Raw genomic sequence first — 18,925 nt, forward strand, 5'->3', positions numbered from 1 at the left:
GCCTTGGGTGTGTCTATATAACGCGCACAGCGATTTAGAAAAGAGGGGGGTGCGGATATGTCCAAAACGCTGACTTGTATCGGTTTCGATGCGGACGACACGCTGTGGCATAACGAGCGGTTCTTTAAACTGACCCAGGATCGGTTTGCGGCCCTGCTCGCGCCCCACGTAGATGTGCCGGACCTTGATACCAGGCTGATGGAAGCCGAGCGGCGCAATATCGGTCACTACGGCTTCGGGATCAAAGGGTTTGTGTTGTCGATGATCGAAACGGCGCTTGACGTGACGGACAAGCAGGTGCCGGGGGCCGTGATCGCCGAGTTGATCGCGGCGGGGCAAGACATGCTGCACCACCCAATCGACCTGCTGCCCCATGCGCGCGACGCGGTCGAGGCGGCCAAGGCCCACGCCCCGGTTCTGCTGATCACCAAGGGCGACTTGCTGCATCAGGAACGCAAGCTGGCCCAATCGGGTCTGGGTGAATTGTTTGACGGGGTCGAGATCGTTTCGGACAAGCAGGTGCAGGTCTACACCCGCATCTTTGCACCGTTCGGGGGTGCGGATCGCGCGATGATGATCGGCAATTCGATGAAGTCGGATGTGGTGCCCATGATCGAGGCGGGCGGGCATGGCGTCTATGTCCCGCACGATCTGGAGTGGGGGTTGGAGGCGGCGGAGGCACCGGTTGACCACCCCAAGTATAACGAGATTGTCGACCTCGGGGCGCTGCCGGAGATGTTGGCGGCGATCGACTGAGCCAGTCAGGCAGAGTCGTCGCCACATTCCTGCCACAATGGCCGGTATGGCACGATACCCTTGCGTATCCCCAATATGTTGAGAAGCTGCGGCGCAGAAAAACCAATTTACCCGCCGCATCAACACTTTATCGAAAATCCAACCTGTGTTAGCTTTGTGGCAATTATAAAAAGGTCAGTCGAATAATCGGCGGCCAGAGGCAGACATAGGCAGGTTAACATGAAGGTTCGGCGCTCACAGCCGGCCCGGCTTGGGCTTTTTTTATTGGCGGCGATCTGGATGCTGGTGGTTTTGCCCGCATCCGTCAGGGCAGCACCCTATGCGGCGTTCGTGATGGACGCACGCACGGGCGAGGTGCTCCATTCGCGCAACGCAGACACGCGGCTGCATCCTGCATCGCTGACCAAGATGATGACACTTTATGTCGTCTTTCAGGCCATCGAACGGGGCGAGTTGTCGCTGGACCAAAAGATCAAGATTTCCAAACATGCCGCGTCCGAGCCGCCCTCGAAACTGGGCCTCAAATCCGGTTCGCGCATTCAACTGCGCTATCTGATCCGCGCCGCCGCCGTGAAGTCCGCCAATGACGCGGCCACCGCCTTGGGCGAGGCCGTGTCCGGATCCGAAGCCGCCTTTGCCCGCCGCATGACCCGCACCGCCAAATCCCTTGGCATGACCCGCACGACCTTCAAGAACGCCCATGGCCTGACCGAAACAGGGCACATGTCGACCGCCCGCGACATGTCGATCATGGGTCGGCACATGCTTTATGACTATCCGCAGTATTATAATCTGTTTTCGCGCCGCACGACCAATGCGGGCATCACAGAAGTGGCCAACACCAATCGGCGTCTTCTGGGGGCCTACAAGGGCGCCGACGGGATCAAGACCGGCTATACCCGTGCCGCTGGCTTCAATCTCGTGGCCTCTGCCGAACGTGGGAATGAACGGATCATCGCCACCGTTTTCGGTGGGAAATCCACCGCATCGCGCAACGCCAAAGTGGCGGAACTGCTTGACCTCGGCTTTCGTCGTGCGCCCAGCCAGGCCCCGCTGCGCAAACCCTCCAAACCAAATTACGTGCCGGGAGATGGGCCAATCATCGTCGCTGGAAATCAGGACGCCCCCAAAGGCGCGGGCAAGATCATTCGGTTGAGCGGAGCCGTCAAAACCTCTTATCGTCCCAAGATGCGGCCCGGTGCCGACCCGGCACCTGTGTTGGTGGCCGAGACCCCTGCCAGCACCGTGGACATGTCCGAAGACATACAACTCGCCCTTCAGGCCGCCCAAACCGAAGAAACCACCGCAAGTGCCGCCTCCACAGCCGTCTCGGACGCTTTGGTACCCACCATGCGGCCCGCGGCACGCCCCCAGGCGGTGGCATATGCCAAACCCGAACCCGAAGTGGTCACCCGCGTGTCTACATCCGGTGGGCGGCATTGGGGCGTGAACATCGGGCGCTATACCAGCCGCTACAAAGCTGAAAAGGTGTTGTTGCAGACGGCCCTGGCCGAAATGTCGTCGCTGGATGGATCACTGCGTAAAGTGGTGCGCCGACCCACCGGGTTCGACGCCAACTTCATGGGCATGACCCGGGATACGGCCGATCTGGCCTGCCGCCGTTTGCAGTCGCGCAACATGACCTGCTTTATGATCGGACCATCCTGAGCACGCTTTACGTCCGGGCTGCCTTGCGGATCCATTTGACGAAAGCGCGCAGCGCCGGGCGTGGCACGCCGGGGCGCGTAACAAGGTGATATCCAGCCCCCGGCAGCGCATCCTCGTGCAGGATCAGCAGCCGACCTGACTGAATGTCCGCCTCGACAAAGGCGCGCACGGTCACAGCCAGCCCCTGCCCGTCCCGCGCACCATCCAGCATCAGGTTGCCCGGCACCTGGGTCAGAACCCCCCGCAAGCCACCCATCACGCCCTTTGCTTCAAGCCAGCGTGTGCTTTCGGACGTGCCGACCTCTTCCAGCCAAGGGAGCTCGCCCAGGCGGGTCAGATCGGTGGTGTCATGGCCTGCCACCAAGGCGGGTGCGGCCACCACGACCATTGAGGTCTCAAGCAGCAACTCATCGTCCAGCCCGTCCCATCCGCCGACACCGTAGCGGATCGACACATCAACCCCGCCGGGGCTGAGCGTCACAAGATCAGCGGTGGGGTTCAGCACCAGATTGATGCCTGGATGGGCCGCGCGAAATTCAGACAAGCGCGGCATCAACCACGCAGCCGCAAAGCTGGGGGTGGGCGAGATGTACAGCGGGCGCGCCGCCTCTGCCCCCGTCACAAGCGCCACGGCGCGGGCGATACTGGCAAAGCCGTCACTACACCCTTGGGCCAGAATCTCTCCGTCCGGGGTCAGCACCATGGCCCGTCCCGACCGATCCAACAGGCTGAGACCCAGATGCGCCTCAAGCGCGCGCAATTGCTGGCTGATCGCGGCGTGGCTGACACTGAGGGACGCGCCTGCCCCCAGAATACTGCCCGTCTCCACGAAGGCAGCGAAGGCGCGCAATGCCGCCAACGGGGGGAGCTCCTTCCAATCCATATGTCACCCCAGCTTACATTAGAGATTTTCAATTGAGTCGCATGATAACGCCGTTTGCGCAAGTCTGGCGGCATAGAGACATCAACAAGCGAGGTTCTCCCATGCTCGATATCTACGCCCGAACTTTCATGGTCGCGTCGCGCACCCGGCGCTGCATCCCCGTCAGTACCCCCAAGCGCAAATGGTGGCATGCCCCACGCACCACCTGCATTGATCTGGACAGGCTATGAGGATCGCGCTGCGTCAGACGATGGGTACGGATGCGATAAAATGGATCGCGTCCGTGCTCCAAATCCTGGGCTACGGGGCCACGGCGATGGGGTCCACACCCCTCAATCTCTACTTTTTCAGCGCGGGGATCATGGGCTGGTTCATCGTCGGGCTGCACTGGAACGACCGCGCGATCATGTTGATTCACGCGGTTGCCGGGGCCGCAATGGTTGTGGGCCTGCTGGCCTAGTGCGTCGCTTGCAGCAACAGACGGGTGTAATCGGTCTGGGGCCGCTCAAACAGATCATCCGCCGCCCCCTGTTCGATCACGTCACCCTGTTTCATCACCAGCACTTTGTGACTCATCGCGCGCACGACTTTCAGATCGTGGCTGATGAACAGAAAGGCCAGCCCGTATTTGCGCTGTAGCCCGCGCAGCAATTCCACGATCTGGACCTGCACCGTCATGTCCAGCGCCGAGGTCGGCTCGTCCAGCACCACCAGTTTGGGGCGCAAGACCATGGCGCGTGCAATCGCGATACGCTGGCGCTGGCCACCGGAAAACTCGTGTGGATAGCGATCCATCGTTAGCGGATCGAGGCCGACTTCGGCCATGACCTCGGCCACCACCTCGCGCGGGGTGCGCCCGTCCTCGATCCCATGCACACCCAACCCCTCTGCGATGATCTGCATCGCCGTCATACGCGGGCTGAGCGAGCCATAGGGGTCCTGAAAGACGATCTGCATGTCCTTGCGCAGGCGGCGCAATTCGCGCACCGACCACGCCCGGATGTCCTGCCCCATATAGACGATGCTACCCTCGGACGAGATCAGGCGCATGATCGCGAGCGCCAGCGTCGTCTTGCCAGATCCGGATTCGCCCACGATACCCACGGTTTCACCGGCATGGACTTGCAGGGTAGCATCGTTGACGGCCTTTACATGGCCGACCGTCTTGCGCAGGAAACCTGCGGTGATGGGAAACCAGACCTTGAGGTTGGCCGTCTCGGCCACCAGTTTGGCATCTTCAGGCACGGGGGCGGGTTGGCCAGTCGGCTCCGCACTCAGTAGTTTTTGTGTGTAGGGATGCCGGGGGTTGGCGAACAACTCCGCCGTCGGGCCCGTTTCGACAATCTCGCCCTGCTGCATGACGCAGACCCGGTCGGCAATGCGGCGCACGATCCCGAGGTCGTGGGTGATGAACAAAAGGCCCATGCCTTCGGCTTCCTTCAACTCACCCAACAGGTCGAGGATTTGCGCCTGAATGGTGACATCCAGCGCGGTCGTGGGTTCGTCCGCAATCAGCACATCGGGTTTGTTGGCCAACGCCATTGCGATCATCACCCGCTGCCGCTGCCCGCCTGACAGTTGGTGGGGATAGGCCGACAGACGGCTTTCAGCGTCACGGATGCCGACCTTGTCCAGCAGTTCGAGGATGCGGCCCCGCGCCTCTTGCCCGACAATACCCTGATGCAGCGCAAGGCTTTCGCCCAGTTGCTTTTCAATGGTGTGCAGCGGGTTCAGCGACGTCATCGGTTCCTGGAAAATGAACGAGATGTCGTTGCCGCGCACCTTGCGCAACAAACGCTCGTCTGCGCCGATCATTTGCTGGCCGTCATAGGTGACGGAGCCTGATACCTCGGCACTGTCGCCCAGAAGGGACACGGTCGACAGGGCCGATACGGACTTGCCCGACCCCGATTCCCCCACCAGTGCGACGGTTTCCCCCCGCGCAACCGAGAAAGACACACCGCGCACAGCTTCGGTCAGCTTGCCATCCTGGCGGAAGCCAACCCGCAGATCCTTAACGTCGAGAAGAGGGGTCATGAAAACGTCTTTCGCGGGTCGAAGGCGTCGCGGATGCCTTCAAAGATGAAGATCAGAAGGCTCAGCATGATCGCGAACACGGTGAAGGCCGTGAAGGCGAGCCACGGCGCTTGCAGGTTCTGTTTGGCTTGGAGCGTCAATTCGCCCAAGGACGGTGCCGATGAGGGCAGCCCAAAGCCAAGGAAGTCGAGCACCGCAAGCGACGAGATCGTGCCGGTGATGATAAAGGGCAGCATCGTCAGCGTCGCAACCATCGCGTTGGGCAGCATATGGCGGAACATGATCGTGAGGTTGTTCACCCCAAGCGCGCGTGCGGCCCGTACATATTCCAGATTGCGCGCGCGCAGGAATTCCGCACGCACCACACCCACCAAACCCGTCCACCCAAACAGGACCAACAAGAAGACAAGCAACCAGAAACTGCGCCCCAGAATGGCAAACATGATGATAATCACATAAAGGCTGGGGGTCGAAGACCAGATTTCGATGATCCGCTGAAAGATCAGATCGGTGCGCCCGCCGAAATAGCCCTGCACCGCGCCCGCAACAATTCCTATCGCGGCACTGGCCCCGGTAACGACCAGCGTGAACAGCACCGACAGACGAAAGCCGTGGATGACCCGCGCCATCACATCGCGCTTGGTGCCGTCCGTGCCCAGCAGGTTTTCGCCATTGGGGGGCAGTGGGGCCGCGCCGGGGCGCTCGACGGCCGTATCGAACGAGTAAGGAATGAGCGGCCAGATCGTCCACCCTTTGCTGATTGCCTCGCCATCGACTTCGCCGTCCTGAGCGTCGTCAATCACGCCCTCAGGATCGTCAAAGCAGGCATCCAGCCCACCAGATACGATCAGGCACTCAACCTCTGGGTCGCGGTAGCTCGCCTCGGTCTGGAAATCGCCGCCAAAGTCCGTCTCGGCATAGAAATTCCAGATCGGGGTGTAAAACTGACCCTGATAGCGCACGAGGATCGGCTTGTCATAAGCCAGAAACTCCGCACACAGTGACAGGCCAAACAGGACAGCGAAAATCCACAGCGACCAATAGGCGCGGCGGTTCTTCTTGAAGTTTCGCCAGCGGCGTTGGTTGAGCGGCGACAGGGAAAAGAACTTGCGCTTGGGCGCCGGGACGACTGCGGGAGCGTCGGTATCTTGCACAGCCATCAGCCCTCCCTCCGCTCAAAGTCGATGCGGGGATCGACCAGAACATACATGAGGTCCGACAGGATGCCGACCAGCAGGCCCATGAGGCCAAAGATATAAAGGGTGCCAAAGACGATGGGATAGTCGCGTGCCACTGCGGCCTCAAACCCAAGGCGTCCCAGACCATCAAGTGAAAAGATCGTCTCGATGATCAGTGAACCGCCAAAGAACACGCCGATGAACACAGCCGGAAAGCCTGCAATCACGATCAGCATGGCGTTGCGGAACACGTGACCATAAAGGACGCGGCGTTCCGACAGGCCCTTGGCGCGCGCGGTCATCACGTAGAGCTTCTTGATCTCGTCCAGAAAGCTGTTCTTGGTCAGCAAGGTCAGGGTCGCAAAGGCTCCGATGGTCCCGGCCAAGACGGGCAGCGTGATGTGCCAGAAATAGTCGGCGACTTTGCCAAGCGCGCTCAACTCATCAAAATTATCCGAGGTGAGGCCGCGCAGCGGGAAGATCTGGTAGTAACTGCCCCCCGCGAACAGAACCAGCAGCAGGATTGCAAACAGAAACCCGGGGATCGCATAGGCCGCGATAATCGCGCCGGACGTCCATGTATCAAAGGGTGTGCCGTCCATCACCGCCTTGCGGATGCCAAGCGGTATCGAAACCAGATAGGCAATCAAGGTGGACCACAATCCAAGGCTGACTGACACGGGCAACTTTTCGATAACCAGATCAATCACACCGATAGATCGAAAGTAACTTTCGCCGAAATCAAAGCGGGCGTAGTTCCAGACCATATTCAGGAACCGCTGCACGGGTGGTTTGTCAAATCCGAACTCACGTTCCAGCTCGGCGATGAATTCGGGCGGCAGGCCCCGTGCGCCCACATAGGTGCTGTCCGAGGCGGTGTTCAGCTCGTCCTGACCGGCATCATTGTTGCCCCCTGCAAACCCGCCAAACACGTCGCCACCCCCTTGGGCGCGCGCGATGGCCTGTTCGACCGGGCCGCCGGGCACGAATTGGGTCAGCGTGAAGTTGACCAGCAAAATGCCCAACAGTGTCGGGATAACCAACAGCAGTCGGCGCAGGATATAGGGGGCCATCCGCTTACCTCAACGCGCCGGAGGCTTTGAGCGCGGCGGCCTTTTCCTCATTGTACCACCAGAAATCGAGCTGACCCAAACCATAGGCGGGCAGCACGTCGGGGAATTCATACATGTCGTAATACGCGACCCAGTGATTGGGTTTGTACCACAGCGGGATCATAATGACCTCATGGCGCAGGGCCCGGTCCAGCGCCATAACGGCGGTGTTTTCCTCTTCGCGGTTGGCGGCCGCAAGCGCCGCTTCGATGATCGCGTCGACCATTGGGCTGGCGAGACCTGCGGGATTGAACAGCGAGAACGCGGACGCTTCAGAGCCGAAGAACTGTCGGAAACCCGTCCCGACCCCAAGGATCGCAGGATAGCTGTCAAACACCAGATCGTAATCCCGATCCCGTTCACGCGAAGTGTACTGAGACGGGTCAACCTTTTCCAATGTGATATCAATCCCCAGTTTTTCGACGTTCGACACGAAATTCTCCATCGCACCGGACAAGGTATCTGGTGAAGAGGAATTGAACAGGAAGTTGATCTTGAGCGTCTGCCCGTCCTTGCGCCGGATGCCGTCGTCGCCCACAGCCCACCCCGCCTTGTCCAACAGTGCCATCGCAGTTCGTGCGTTGCGTCGATCAAATAGGCGCGCCTCGTTGGAGGTGTGCGGCATCCGTGCCTCTTGGGTCAACATTTCCGGAGGAACGATGTCGCCAAGGTTCTCAAGAAAGGCCAGTTCGGCACCCTCGGGTACGCCTGTGGCCATCACGGGCGTATCTTGGCTGAAAGATGCGCGCGGTTTGAACAAACTGTACTGCAAGGACGCATTGGTCCACTCGAAATTGTAGGCCAGCGACACCGCTTCGCGCACGCGGCGATCCTCGAACACGGGCGACTTCAGGTTGAACACAATGCCCGATGGGGTGGGCGGCGTGCCGTCTCGTAATTCGCGCTGCACAATGGTGCCGTTGTTGACCTTGGGCGTGTCATAGCCTGTCGCCCACTTTTTGGAGTCGCTTTCGGTCCGGTAAGTGAACTCACCCGCCAGGAAACCCTGAAAAGCCGCCTCGGCATCGCCAAAATATTCGATGCGGATAGTGTCAAAGTTGTTGCGACCAACATTGATCGGCAAATCATTGCCCCAATAGTCAGGATTACGTTTGTAGACCACGCGGCGATTCACATCGAAACTGTCAAGCATGTAAGGGCCCGATCCGGGCGAGGTTGTCAGGCGGGATTCATCCAGCCGCGCGCCCGTTTCCTCGTACCACTTCTTGGACCAGGCGGGCACAAATCCCACTTGATCAATGAGCGAGCGGCGCGAGATGCCTTCGGTGAAATAGAACTTGATGCGATGATCATCGAGCACTTCGACCTTCGGGATACGCTTGCGCACCGCGTCACCATAGGACTTAAGACCCTGATCCAGAAGCAGGTTGTGCGAGAAATAGATGTCGTGGGCCGTGACCGGGTCCCCGGTCGAAAACCGGGCTTCGGGGCGCATGTGGAAGATCACCCAGTTCTTGCCCTCGTCATATTCGATGCGTTCCGCCAGCAGGCCGTAATATTCAGCATAGACATCCGCCGGCGCAGGGGTGGCGTTCACGCCTTCGCCAAGCAGGCTCTCATACATCACGCTCGACAACCCGGCCCCGCGGCCTTTGCGGGAATAGGGGTTGAGGGAGTCAAAGGTACCGACAGTGCCCAGTGAAATCTCGCCCCCCTTGGGTGCATCCGGGTTGACATAGTCGAAATGCGGAAAGTCCTCGGGATATGTCAGATCGCCGTAAAACGAAAACCCATGGGACTTGATGATCGTTTCGTGCCCATCCGCGCGCGTCAGACTGGCCCATGCGAACGTGGCAACAAGCCCCAAGATCGCCAAGGCCCCCCATCGGGCGGCGGTCTCTCGCGCTGCCTTGGTGCGGGCTTGTGCTTGGGTCCGGGATCTGGTGTCACGCATCGCTTATCCTCCAATATGGCGTTCGGGGCCGTCTTGTCGTTGGAATTTAGGCTAAGTCGCGGGCGGGCCAATATGCAACTTGAGATTCCGTGATCTCACAGCGGCATGAGACCTCATGTTTGAAATATATCCACGAAAAAGGCCGCATGCGAGCATACATGCGGCCTGAAATCTGTGGGTTCGATCCAGATCAATCGTCAAGGCTGTCGAGATAGGCAATCAGGTTGGCCCGATCTTCGATGTCTTTCAAACCGTTGTAACCCATGGATGTACCGGGGGCCCACCCGCGTGGATTCTCAAGGAAACCATTGAGGTTTTCGGGCGTCCAGACCTCTGCAACCTCAGACAGTGCGCCGGAGTAGGAGGCGTAATCGGTCGACCCGACCTCGCGACCCACGACACCGTGCAGGTAGGGGCCAACGCCATTTTCACCCGCTTCGGCTTTGTGGCACGCGCTGCACTGGCGGAACAGGCGCACGCCCGCTTCGGCATCCGCACTGGCGTAAACGTCGGCAAAGGCAACTTCGATCGCTTCTTCGTCCGCTTCTTCGGCACCTGTATCGATCACATAAGACTGCTCACCATGGCCACCAGAATGATAGAGTTCTTCGGCGGCCCATTTGCCAAGCAGGAGAATCAGCAGCGCCCCACAAAAGCTGGCAGCGATTTTGGTGAAGGTCATCGTGTCGAACATAAGGATTCCGTTCCGCGACTTTTGTTAGCGTTCCGCGCGATATCTATTGCTTCCCCTCCGTACTGGCAAGGTATAGAAAGCGCGACCAATCGCCCTGCCCCGACAAGGACTGTGGCGCATGGACAAGGATGTAACGATGTCAGAGCGGATTGCGTTCCAGGGAGACTTGGGGGCCTACAGTCACGAGGCCTGCCTGAGCACCCGCCCCTCCGGCACGCCCGTGCCCTGCACCACCTTTGAGGACGTGTTTGCCGCCGTGCGCGAAGGCCGTGCCGATATGGCCATGCTGCCGGTCGAAAACACGACCTACGGGCGGGTTGCCGACATTCACCGCCTTCTGCCTGAAAGCGGTATGCACATCGTGGACGAGGCCTTTGTGCGGGTGCGCATTTCGCTGATGGCACTGCCGGGACAAACGCTGGACGATATCAAACACGTGCGCGCACATCTGGTGTTGCTGCCGCAGGCCCGTGCGTTTCTGGATGCCAACGGGATCACAGCCGAAGCCGCCGCGGACAGTGCAGGCGCAGCAGCGGCCATCGCCGCGTCCGGTGAAATGGGTGTGGGCGCATTGGCCTCGCATGTGGCCGCTGACATTCACGGGCTGAACGTGCTGGCCACCGATATCGAGGATCAGGGCCACAACACCACCCGCTTTTTGCTGATGTCACCGGATGAGGACCTGTCGCGCCGAGGCGAGACGATGATCACCACCTTCGTTTTCGAGGTGCGCAACATTCCCGCCGCACTTTACAAGGCGATGGGTGGCTTTGCGACGAACGGGATCAACATGACCAAGCTGGAAAGCTACATGGTCCGGGGCGCGTTCACGGCCACGCAATTCTATGCGGATGTCGAAGGGCACCCCGACGACCCCGATCTGGCCCGCGCCCTCGAGGAACTCGATTATTTCACCAACCGTCTCGACATTCTGGGGGTCTATCCGGCGGCGGCCAAACGGGACTAGGCGCTGCGCTGCAGCCGATCCTCAAGCCCCTTGGTATAGTCGGCCACGCGCAGCTTGAACCGCTTGGTCAGGTTGGTTTTCGCAAGCTTGAGGGACTGCACCAGCAACCGGGCTGACAGGTTCAGAGGGGTCACTTCCAGTGCAATATTCATCCGGGTACGACTGCGTGACAGCGCCAGCAGTTCGATATCAAAACGACCTTCCATCCCAGAAGATTTAGCATCAAATACCATCTCGTTGGGCGCATCAAAGCGGGCCATTTCGATGTCGACATCGCGCCGCCGCCCGCGCATATCAAAGGCCGTTTTCCATTTCATCCCAACGCCGGGCTGGGTAAGCGGATCAATGCGTTGCACATCGGCCCCGCGCCGCATCGCCTGACGTTCAAACCCCTCGAAATCACACAAGGCATCAAACACCTGATCAATCGGGGCTGCGATATCTTCGCGCGTTGAGAATTTCATGGAATGTGCCTGTCAGCCGGGATTTTGCGCAGTGTTCCCTTAATCCAGCGTGTCCGCAAGCCAGTTTTCCAGTAAAAAGTGCGCGATGGCACCTTTGCGGGCAGGGAGGATCGTGGAGTGTTCACCCGCAAAGATATCCATCATTTCCTCGCGACCGACCCACATTGCGGCCTCGATTTCGGCAGCGTCAATGGTGATCTCGCGGCTGGTCGCGATGCCGCGACACCCAAACATCAGCGAGGCCGGGAACGGCCAGGGCTGACTTGACAGATAGTCGACCGCACCCACGCGCACACCCGCCTCTTCGAACACTTCCCGGCGTACGGCAGCCTCAAGGGTTTCACCCGGTTCGACAAATCCGGCGAGCAGCGAAAACATCCCCTCGGGCCAGCCGGGCGATCGTCCCATCAACACTGAATTGCCATGGGTGATCAGCATGATGACAACCGGATCCGTGCGCGGAAAGTGGTGGGCACCGCAAGTCGAACATGTGCGTTGCCACCCGCCCTGCATCATATCGGACGCGGCACCGCATCTGGCGCAAAATCGGTGACTCTCGTGCCATCCAAAGATCGCCTTGGCCGTCGCCGCCAGTTCTGCATCGCGCGGGGTCAGCCATGTCATCACGCGGCGAAGTTCAGCAAAAACTTCGTCGGGGCCAAAGGCCGGATGGTGCTGCTCGCTCGGGTCCAGAAACGCCCCCAATTGCGCGCTGTCGATATCCGCCGGGGCCCATCCCGACAGATCATGGGCAAAGCGGGGCGCATCCTCTTCACGGCCCAGAAAGACTGGCGATGCCGCCGCATCTGCCAAGGCAGGGTGATCAAGCGGCACACGCAACAGCGCGGCGGGCCGGTTCTTCGAGATCAGCGGCTTGCCCTGCCACAGCAAAATAGTGCGCGCCAGCGGATCCACAGCAGCGGCTGCCAAGGCCGCAGAATCCGCACGCAGTTCTGCCGCGCGGTCCAGACCGGACCCCCCAAAAGTAACCGTTTCGGCGTGTCGCATAATGCGTGCTCCCTGCGCTGGTGTATCTGCGGTGCAGGCTTGGCATGACAAACACGGCGGCGCAATGGACGCCCGGCCCGCCACGCAGCCTCATCTCGATTTTCCCGTAATACGGGTTGCCATTACTCTACCTCTGGGTGAACGTAAACGGATGAACTCGCCCAAAGCCCATCTGCGCCTCCTCGCCACCAGTGATGTGCATATGCACGTTGTTGGATGGGATGCCCTGCGTGATACGCCCGTGTCGGGCCGCGGCATGGACAACCTTGCGCCACTCATTGCCATCGCACGTCAGGAAGCTGCCGGGACGTGCCTGTTGTTGGACAACGGGGATGCGCTGCAAGGGACGCCAATGGGCGACATGTGCGCGAAAATGCCGGCATCAGAGCCGCATCCTTGGGCGCACGTCCTGAATGCACTGGCATTTGATGCGGTTGGGCTTGGCAATCACGACTTTGACTTCGGTCTCGCGTTTCTGGAACAGGTCGTCGCGCAGATTGACGCCCCGGTCCTGTGTGCCAGCATCGGGGCGGGCGACGTCAAAGGGGTGCGTGCCAGCCAGATTTTGACGCGTGATGTTGAATGTTCGGACGACGAAACCCGGCAATTGGCCATCGGGGTCACCTCAGTTTTGCCCCCCCAAACCGCCATCTGGAACCACCGATATCTGTCGGGGCGCGTTGCCTTTGCCCGCGGTGTCGCGGCGGCCCGCCGGGCGGTACAGGCCCTCAAGACGGATGGCGCGGACCTGGTTGTCATGCTGTGCCACAGCGGTCTGGCCACCCCATCCGATGACGAGAATTTCGCCACAGCCATTGCCGCGCAGGTCAGCGGCATCGATGCGATGATCATGGGGCACACCCACCGGGAATTTCCTGCCATCATCCATAACGGGGGCGACAAGGCCAGCCCGGACGCGGGCACCGTGTGCGATGTGCCATCGGTCATGCCGGGATATGCGGCCGAGATGTTGGGGGTGATTGATCTGGCGTTGTCATACGGGGACGACACGTGGCAGGTCATGGGCCACAGCGTCGCCCTGCGACGCAACCACGCAACACAGATGCCAGACGCTGCGATCACCCGGATCGCGACCCCCGCAGTACGGCACACCCGCGCCGCCTTGGGCGAGGTTATCACGCAAACTGACACCGGATTTCACAGCTACTTTGAAATGCTGCAATCCGGGCCAAGCACACGGTTGATCGCAGATGCAATGATCGAAACGATCACGGACCATGTCGCAGGCACGGAACTGGCGGCACTGCCGGTCATAGCCTCAGTTGCACCCATGGCTCTTGGTGGGCGGGCGGGCCCCACAAACTTTGTCGAGGTCGCCGAAGGTCCGCTGACCTATGGCCATCTATCGACCCTTTGCCCCTATCCCAACGCGATCTGGGCCGCCGTGTTGACGGGCAGTGATCTATGGGCCTGGGCCGAACGATCTGCGGTCTATTTTTCCCCCACGCGCACCGGGCTCAGCAATTTGGTGAACCCCATGGCACCCTGTTTCAACTTTGATATCCTGCATGGGCCGACGACCCAGATCGACCCGTTTGCGATGCCCAGATACAGCCCTCAAGGGATCCCGACCCATGCTAATGCGGGCCGGATCACCGCGTTGACGCTTAACGGGGCAACCATTGCCGAGGACGCCCAATTCCTTGTCGGGATGACCAGTTATCGAGGTGCGGGCGGTGGGGCATATCCGGGTCTCACCGGAGACACGACACTGGTGCGCACCGATATTGAACTGAAATCGGCGTTGCGCGACCAACTGTCAACGCAAGGGATTGGCCCCGTGCGACAGTCCTCTGTCTGGGAATTCAGCGGGGCACATGACACCCCCACCGTCATCGAAACCTCTCCCAATGCCGCGCAACACCTTGATGACATTGCCGCCTTTGATCCAGTGCCCATCGGACTGAGCGACGAAGGTTTCCTGCGGATCAAGGTTTTGATCTGAGGACATCTTGCGTTGCGCACGCCAGCAACCTATATGCGGGTCGAGAGGTTGGCGCGGGCGAGCGCCTCGCCAACCCGGTCAGATCCGGAAGGAAGCAGCCGTAACGAGCCCCGCTTGGGTCGTTGTCAATCTCTCACCAACTGCCCCATCCGCACGCATGTGCGTGATGCGGGGCGGGCCGTTCAGCCCTCCAGTAGTGTCGCCCAGATCGCCCGATTGCGCCGCGAGAATGCGCCAAGGTGACCAATCGCATCAAGGTCGCAGTCCTTTGGATCTATCGTCACATGTTCGACCCCTGGCCCATAGACGGACCGTAAGCGTTCAACACAGTGGACGGGGATCAGGTCATCATCCGCAAAGGAATGGAGCCGCACCCGCGCAGCACTTTGCCAATTCGGCGCGGGCAAGCGGGTGCCGATATCGGCGTCATAAAAATCCCGCGACGTGCACCATTTGCGCCATTGCCAAAAGACGCCTGCGGGCAGGTCCTCTCCGAATCTCAAGCGTTTGGCAGGCAGATACCCGCACAGCCGGGTGGCGACGGGCCCGAGCCCGAACCAGAAGTTGAGCGCCATCGCACGGTAAGGCCATGGATGATCCGAATGGTGCACCATGCCCGATGCCACGCCGATAACCCGCACGACGTCGTCCATATCGGACTGGTTGGGCAACACCATCGCGCCCAGGGAATGGCCGATGATCCACAGCGAAACACCCGGCACCTCAACGCGCATGATACGACGCGCCGCAGTCTGATCACGGATGCCCCAGTCGGACATGTCCGCACCCACTTTGCGCATCGGTCCAGCATGAGATCGCCCCATCCCGCGATAGTCATAGGTGAGGCAGGCCATCCCCCGCTCTGCCGCCAGCCAACGGGCAAAATGGGTGTAAAACGTCTGTGGCACCCCCGTTGCGCTGTTCAGAACCACAGCCGCAAAAGGACGCCCTGATGGCAGATACAAGCGACCGACCAATTCGGCCCCATCTTCGGTCTTGAACGCGACCGACCGCTCGCGGACAGCACGTTGTGGCGCATCGGCATCGAACATGGTGGACCCTCTTTCAGCACAATCACGGGACTAGACCGAATGGTCTAATCTTGACGCTGGACCAATCGGTCTACTCCTGTCAAGATCAAAGAATGACCACCACCGCCCTCCCCACCAAAGACCGGTTGATCCAGTCGGCGGCCACGTTGTTTCGCACGCGGGGTTATCACGGGGTGGGTCTGGCCGATTTGCTGAGCCATGCCAAAGCACCCAAAGGGTCGCTCTACCACCACTTTCCAAACGGAAAGTCCGACCTCGCGATGGCGGCGGCCACATGGGCGTCAGACCAGATGCTGCGCCTGATTGCGGCCAGTTTCGATGGGGCGGACACGTTCAACGACGGGGCCACGACCTTGTGTTTCAAGCTGGCCAAGCTGTTCGATCTGACCGGATGGGACACGTGCCCGATTGCTGCGACGTTGTTCGAGGGACCGGACAACACCGATTTCCGCGCCCATGCCAGCCATATTTACGAAGGGTGGATCGCCGAAGTGCACGACCATGCCGAACGCTTCGGCCTGCCCGAGGATCAGGCCCAAACCAAGGCTGAAAACCTGTTCGTACTGATCCAGGGCGGGTGGATGCTGGCGCGCGCGCGGCGCAGTTCGGACGTTTTGCGCACCCTACCCGCGCTGTTGTAAGACACCCAGACGCAGAGCAGAGTACGCCGATGGCCAAGAGTGCCGTGTTGTGGTCCCTCTAAACCTCAAAGTCGAGCTGCGACAAACCTATCGCGATCCTTCATCTGACTGGGATCACCGCCGCGCTGTTCGGATCTGCCATGCGCAAAGGTATGGCATCGTAGATGATCGTTGCCGATCCCCGGACCGCCAGCGCGACCACGCCTGCGCCTCTTGCGATCTTCGATGTGGCGGTTTTGGTCATTCCACGCAGGTGCATGATGTTTCCCCGTTGTCATGGTGCGTCAACGCTCAGTGGGTCACAATAATTGCATCGCACGGGGATCTGAAAGGCTGTCACCCCATGCACACTTAGGTGACGCCAGCTGTGGACGCCGCCGCGCGTGGCCCGTAGGTTTGCACTGGCACCGCGAATCCACCCAATCCGACCCAGAGGCTTATGTCCGACGAAACCCAAAAATATCAGGTCCTCGCCCGCAAATACCGGCCCGAAACCTTTGTTGACCTTGTGGGTCAGGACGCGATGGTGCGCACGCTGAAAAATGCGTTCGAGGCAGACCGGATCGCGCAAGCCTTTGTTATGACGGGGATTCGTGGGACGGGTAAAACCACGACCGCACGGATCATCGCGAAGGGGATGAACTGCATTGGGCTCGATGGCAGCGGCGGGCCCACCACCGAACCCTGCGGGCAATGCGAACACTGCGTCGCCATCATGGAGGGGCGGCATGTCGATGTCCTTGAGATGGACGCCGCCTCGAACACCTCCGTCAACGACATCCGCGAGATCATCGATTCGGTGCACTACCGCGCTGCCTCGGCCCGTTACAAGATCTACATCATCGACGAAGTGCACATGCTGTCCAACAGCGCCTTCAACGCGTTGCTGAAGACGCTGGAAGAGCCGCCCGCCCACGTGAAATTCATCTTTGCGACCACCGAAATTCGCAAAGTGCCCGTAACTGTTCTGTCCCGCTGCCAGCGGTTTGATTTGCGCCGCATCGAACCCGAGGTGATGATCGCGCTGCTGCGCAAGATCGCGACAGCCGAAGGGGCCGAGATTGCCGCTGACGCGCTGGCGCTGATCACCCGCGCCGCCGAAGGATCTGCGCGCGATGCCACATCGCTGCTGGATCAGGCGATTTCGCACGGAGCCGGTGAAACCAGCGCAGATCAGGTACGCGCGATGCTGGGCCTTGCGGATCGGGGTCGGGTGCTGGACCTGTTTGACATGATCCTCAAAGGGGACGCGGCCAGCGCGTTGACCGAGCTTGGCGGGCAATATGCGGACGGGGCCGATCCGATGGCCGTTCTGCGGGATCTGGCCGAAATCACGCACTGGGTGTCGGTGGTGAAAATCACGCCCGAGGCAGCGGATGATCCAACCATTTCCCCGGATGAACGCGCACGTGGGCTAACGATGGCCAAAGCGTTGCCGATGCGGGTACTGACCCGGCTGTGGCAGATGCTGCTCAAGGCACTGGACGAGGTTGCCGCAGCCCCCAACGCGATGATGGCGGCGGAAATGGCTGTGATCCGCCTGACCCATGTGGCCGACCTGCCCAGCCCTGACGAGCTTGTGCGCAAGTTGCAGAACGCGACGCCCCCGACTCCGGCAGCCCCCCCGGCACAAGGCGGTGCATCCTCTGGCGTTCAGGCCGTGCAGCAAGCGCAGACCCGGATGGCGGCCCAGCCCAATACCGCAGGGCAAACGACCGCTCTGGCGCAGCATCGCGACGCGGCTTTGGCCCGCTACCCCAGCTTTGATCATGTGCTGGAGCTGATCCGCACCAATCGCGACGTCAAACTGTTGGTCGAGGTTGAAACGACCCTGCGGCTGGCCGCCTACCAACCGGGCCGGATCGAATTTGTGCCCACCGAAAAGGCACCCCGCGATCTGGCCCAACGCCTTGGTGCGCGCCTGCAATTGTGGACCGGCAACCGGTGGGCCGTCTCGGTCGTGAACGAAGGCGGCGCAGACACCATCGCCGAGGTGCGCGACGCCGCTGATCTGGCCCTGAAAGCAAAGGCCGAGGCGCATCCGCTGGTACAGGCCGTCATCGCCCAGTTCCCAAAGGCCACCATCACCGCCATCCGGAAAGCCGAAGACATCGCGCAAGAGGCCCATATCGAAGCGCTGCCCGAAGTCGACGATGAATGGGACCCCTTTGAAGAGGACTAAGCGCACCTTCGCCGCGATTGGTGCCGCTGTGTTGGCATGGCCGACCGTGGCGCATGCGTATGCCTGCACCACTTTGCGCCCGGATTGGGACGGCACGCCTGCGTCGGCAGTCGGCGAAACAATCGGGCTGCTGACCGCGCCGATGGGTCTCTTTTTGCTGGCGGCAACGGTCATGGCGGTTTTGGTGCGCAGCCAATGGGGCGGGCTGGTTGCCGTCCTGCTATGGACGGCTTTCATCACCTTCGTGACCATGGCTGATTCAGACGGACAGCGGACCCTGGCCATGGCAGAGGGCTGCGTTGGCCCGCCGACCTTGTTCATTGCGACGGCGGCTGCGATATGTGTTGCAATTGTTTTATACACCATGCCGCGCAAAAGCGGCGACTGACATGCGGAGATAGC

Annotated in this window: 18 protein-coding genes and 1 other RNA gene; 9 read left to right on the forward strand and 10 right to left on the reverse strand. The window is 60.6% G+C overall.

The window, feature by feature from the left end:
• Positions 1-57 precede the first annotated feature (57 nt).
• A complete protein-coding gene (locus tag Q0859_RS01200) occupies positions 58-756 on the forward strand; it encodes an HAD family hydrolase (protein WP_299147019.1) in 699 nt (232 codons plus the stop codon).
• A gap of 219 nt (positions 757-975) precedes the next feature.
• A complete protein-coding gene (locus Q0859_RS01205; protein WP_299147020.1) occupies positions 976-2,424 on the forward strand; it encodes a D-alanyl-D-alanine carboxypeptidase family protein in 1,449 nt (482 codons plus the stop codon).
• 7 nt (positions 2,425-2,431) lie between these two features.
• On the opposite strand, the gene Q0859_RS01210 is transcribed toward Q0859_RS01205, so the two are convergent.
• The gene (locus Q0859_RS01210; RefSeq protein ID WP_366523161.1) at positions 2,432-3,283 is read right to left on the reverse strand and encodes a LysR family transcriptional regulator; all 852 of its coding nucleotides are present in this window, start codon (positions 3,281-3,283) and stop codon (positions 2,432-2,434) included.
• Between the two features lie 250 nt (positions 3,284-3,533).
• Here Q0859_RS01210 and Q0859_RS01215 point away from each other — a divergent pair, with 250 nt between their 5' ends.
• Positions 3,534-3,767: a DUF6552 family protein gene (locus tag Q0859_RS01215; protein ID WP_299147022.1), complete on the forward strand. Its 234-nt coding sequence runs from the start codon at positions 3,534-3,536 to the stop codon at positions 3,765-3,767.
• On the opposite strand, the gene Q0859_RS01220 is transcribed toward Q0859_RS01215, so the two are convergent.
• From Q0859_RS01220 to Q0859_RS01240, 5 genes are all read right to left on the reverse strand, one after another.
• Positions 3,764-5,344, reverse strand: coding sequence for an ABC transporter ATP-binding protein (locus tag Q0859_RS01220; protein WP_299147024.1), 1,581 nt, complete (start codon positions 5,342-5,344; stop codon positions 3,764-3,766). The genes Q0859_RS01215 and Q0859_RS01220 overlap by 4 nt on opposite strands.
• The gene (locus Q0859_RS01225) at positions 5,341-6,504 is read right to left on the reverse strand and encodes an ABC transporter permease (protein WP_299147025.1); all 1,164 of its coding nucleotides are present in this window, start codon (positions 6,502-6,504) and stop codon (positions 5,341-5,343) included. The genes Q0859_RS01220 and Q0859_RS01225 overlap by 4 nt, the downstream gene beginning before the upstream one ends.
• The gene (locus Q0859_RS01230; RefSeq protein WP_299147027.1) at positions 6,504-7,595 is read right to left on the reverse strand and encodes a microcin C ABC transporter permease YejB; all 1,092 of its coding nucleotides are present in this window, start codon (positions 7,593-7,595) and stop codon (positions 6,504-6,506) included. Before Q0859_RS01230 ends, Q0859_RS01225 begins: the two co-directional genes overlap by 1 nt.
• A gap of 4 nt (positions 7,596-7,599) precedes the next feature.
• Complete coding sequence (locus Q0859_RS01235; protein ID WP_299147028.1) at positions 7,600-9,549, reverse strand: extracellular solute-binding protein; 1,950 nt, start codon at positions 9,547-9,549, stop codon at positions 7,600-7,602.
• Between the two features lie 190 nt (positions 9,550-9,739).
• Positions 9,740-10,243, reverse strand: coding sequence for a cytochrome c family protein (locus tag Q0859_RS01240; RefSeq protein WP_299147029.1), 504 nt, complete (start codon positions 10,241-10,243; stop codon positions 9,740-9,742).
• A gap of 118 nt (positions 10,244-10,361) precedes the next feature.
• Here Q0859_RS01240 and Q0859_RS01245 point away from each other — a divergent pair, with 118 nt between their 5' ends.
• Positions 10,362-11,210 carry a prephenate dehydratase gene (locus tag Q0859_RS01245; RefSeq protein WP_299147030.1) on the forward strand — a complete coding sequence of 283 codons (849 nt, stop codon included), beginning with the start codon at positions 10,362-10,364 and terminating at the stop codon, positions 11,208-11,210.
• On the opposite strand, the gene Q0859_RS01250 is transcribed toward Q0859_RS01245, so the two are convergent.
• On the reverse strand, positions 11,207-11,674 hold the full coding sequence (locus Q0859_RS01250; protein ID WP_299147031.1) for an SRPBCC family protein: 468 nt from the start codon (positions 11,672-11,674) through the stop codon (positions 11,207-11,209). The genes Q0859_RS01245 and Q0859_RS01250 overlap by 4 nt on opposite strands.
• A gap of 39 nt (positions 11,675-11,713) precedes the next feature.
• Positions 11,714-12,682 (reverse strand): NAD(+) diphosphatase, encoded by a 969-nt coding sequence (gene nudC / locus Q0859_RS01255; RefSeq protein ID WP_299147032.1) that lies wholly within the window; start codon positions 12,680-12,682, stop codon positions 11,714-11,716.
• Between the two features lie 151 nt (positions 12,683-12,833).
• Here nudC and Q0859_RS01260 point away from each other — a divergent pair, with 151 nt between their 5' ends.
• The gene (locus tag Q0859_RS01260; protein WP_299147034.1) at positions 12,834-14,648 is read left to right on the forward strand and encodes a 5'-nucleotidase C-terminal domain-containing protein; all 1,815 of its coding nucleotides are present in this window, start codon (positions 12,834-12,836) and stop codon (positions 14,646-14,648) included.
• 41 nt (positions 14,649-14,689) lie between these two features.
• Positions 14,690-14,787: signal recognition particle sRNA small type (ffs, locus tag Q0859_RS01265), an RNA gene on the forward strand.
• A gap of 43 nt (positions 14,788-14,830) precedes the next feature.
• On the opposite strand, the gene Q0859_RS01270 is transcribed toward ffs, so the two are convergent.
• Positions 14,831-15,700, reverse strand: a complete 870-nt coding sequence (locus tag Q0859_RS01270; RefSeq protein ID WP_299147035.1) for an alpha/beta fold hydrolase — start codon at positions 15,698-15,700, stop codon at positions 14,831-14,833.
• A gap of 92 nt (positions 15,701-15,792) precedes the next feature.
• Here Q0859_RS01270 and Q0859_RS01275 point away from each other — a divergent pair, with 92 nt between their 5' ends.
• Positions 15,793-16,341: a TetR/AcrR family transcriptional regulator gene (locus Q0859_RS01275; protein ID WP_299147036.1), complete on the forward strand. Its 549-nt coding sequence runs from the start codon at positions 15,793-15,795 to the stop codon at positions 16,339-16,341.
• A 100-nt stretch (positions 16,342-16,441) separates the two neighbouring features.
• Here the strand turns inward: Q0859_RS01275 and Q0859_RS01280 are convergent, their stop codons facing one another.
• Positions 16,442-16,585, reverse strand: coding sequence for a hypothetical protein (locus tag Q0859_RS01280; protein ID WP_299147037.1), 144 nt, complete (start codon positions 16,583-16,585; stop codon positions 16,442-16,444).
• A 195-nt stretch (positions 16,586-16,780) separates the two neighbouring features.
• Between Q0859_RS01280 and Q0859_RS01285 the strand changes: the two genes are divergently transcribed.
• Positions 16,781-18,523, forward strand: coding sequence for a DNA polymerase III subunit gamma/tau (locus tag Q0859_RS01285; protein WP_299147038.1), 1,743 nt, complete (start codon positions 16,781-16,783; stop codon positions 18,521-18,523).
• Positions 18,510-18,911 (forward strand): hypothetical protein, encoded by a 402-nt coding sequence (locus Q0859_RS01290; RefSeq protein WP_299147039.1) that lies wholly within the window; start codon positions 18,510-18,512, stop codon positions 18,909-18,911. Before Q0859_RS01285 ends, Q0859_RS01290 begins: the two co-directional genes overlap by 14 nt.
• Positions 18,912-18,925 lie beyond the last annotated feature (14 nt).

The organism is uncultured Tateyamaria sp., assembly GCF_947497045.1.
Lineage (GTDB): Bacteria > Pseudomonadota > Alphaproteobacteria > Rhodobacterales > Rhodobacteraceae > Tateyamaria.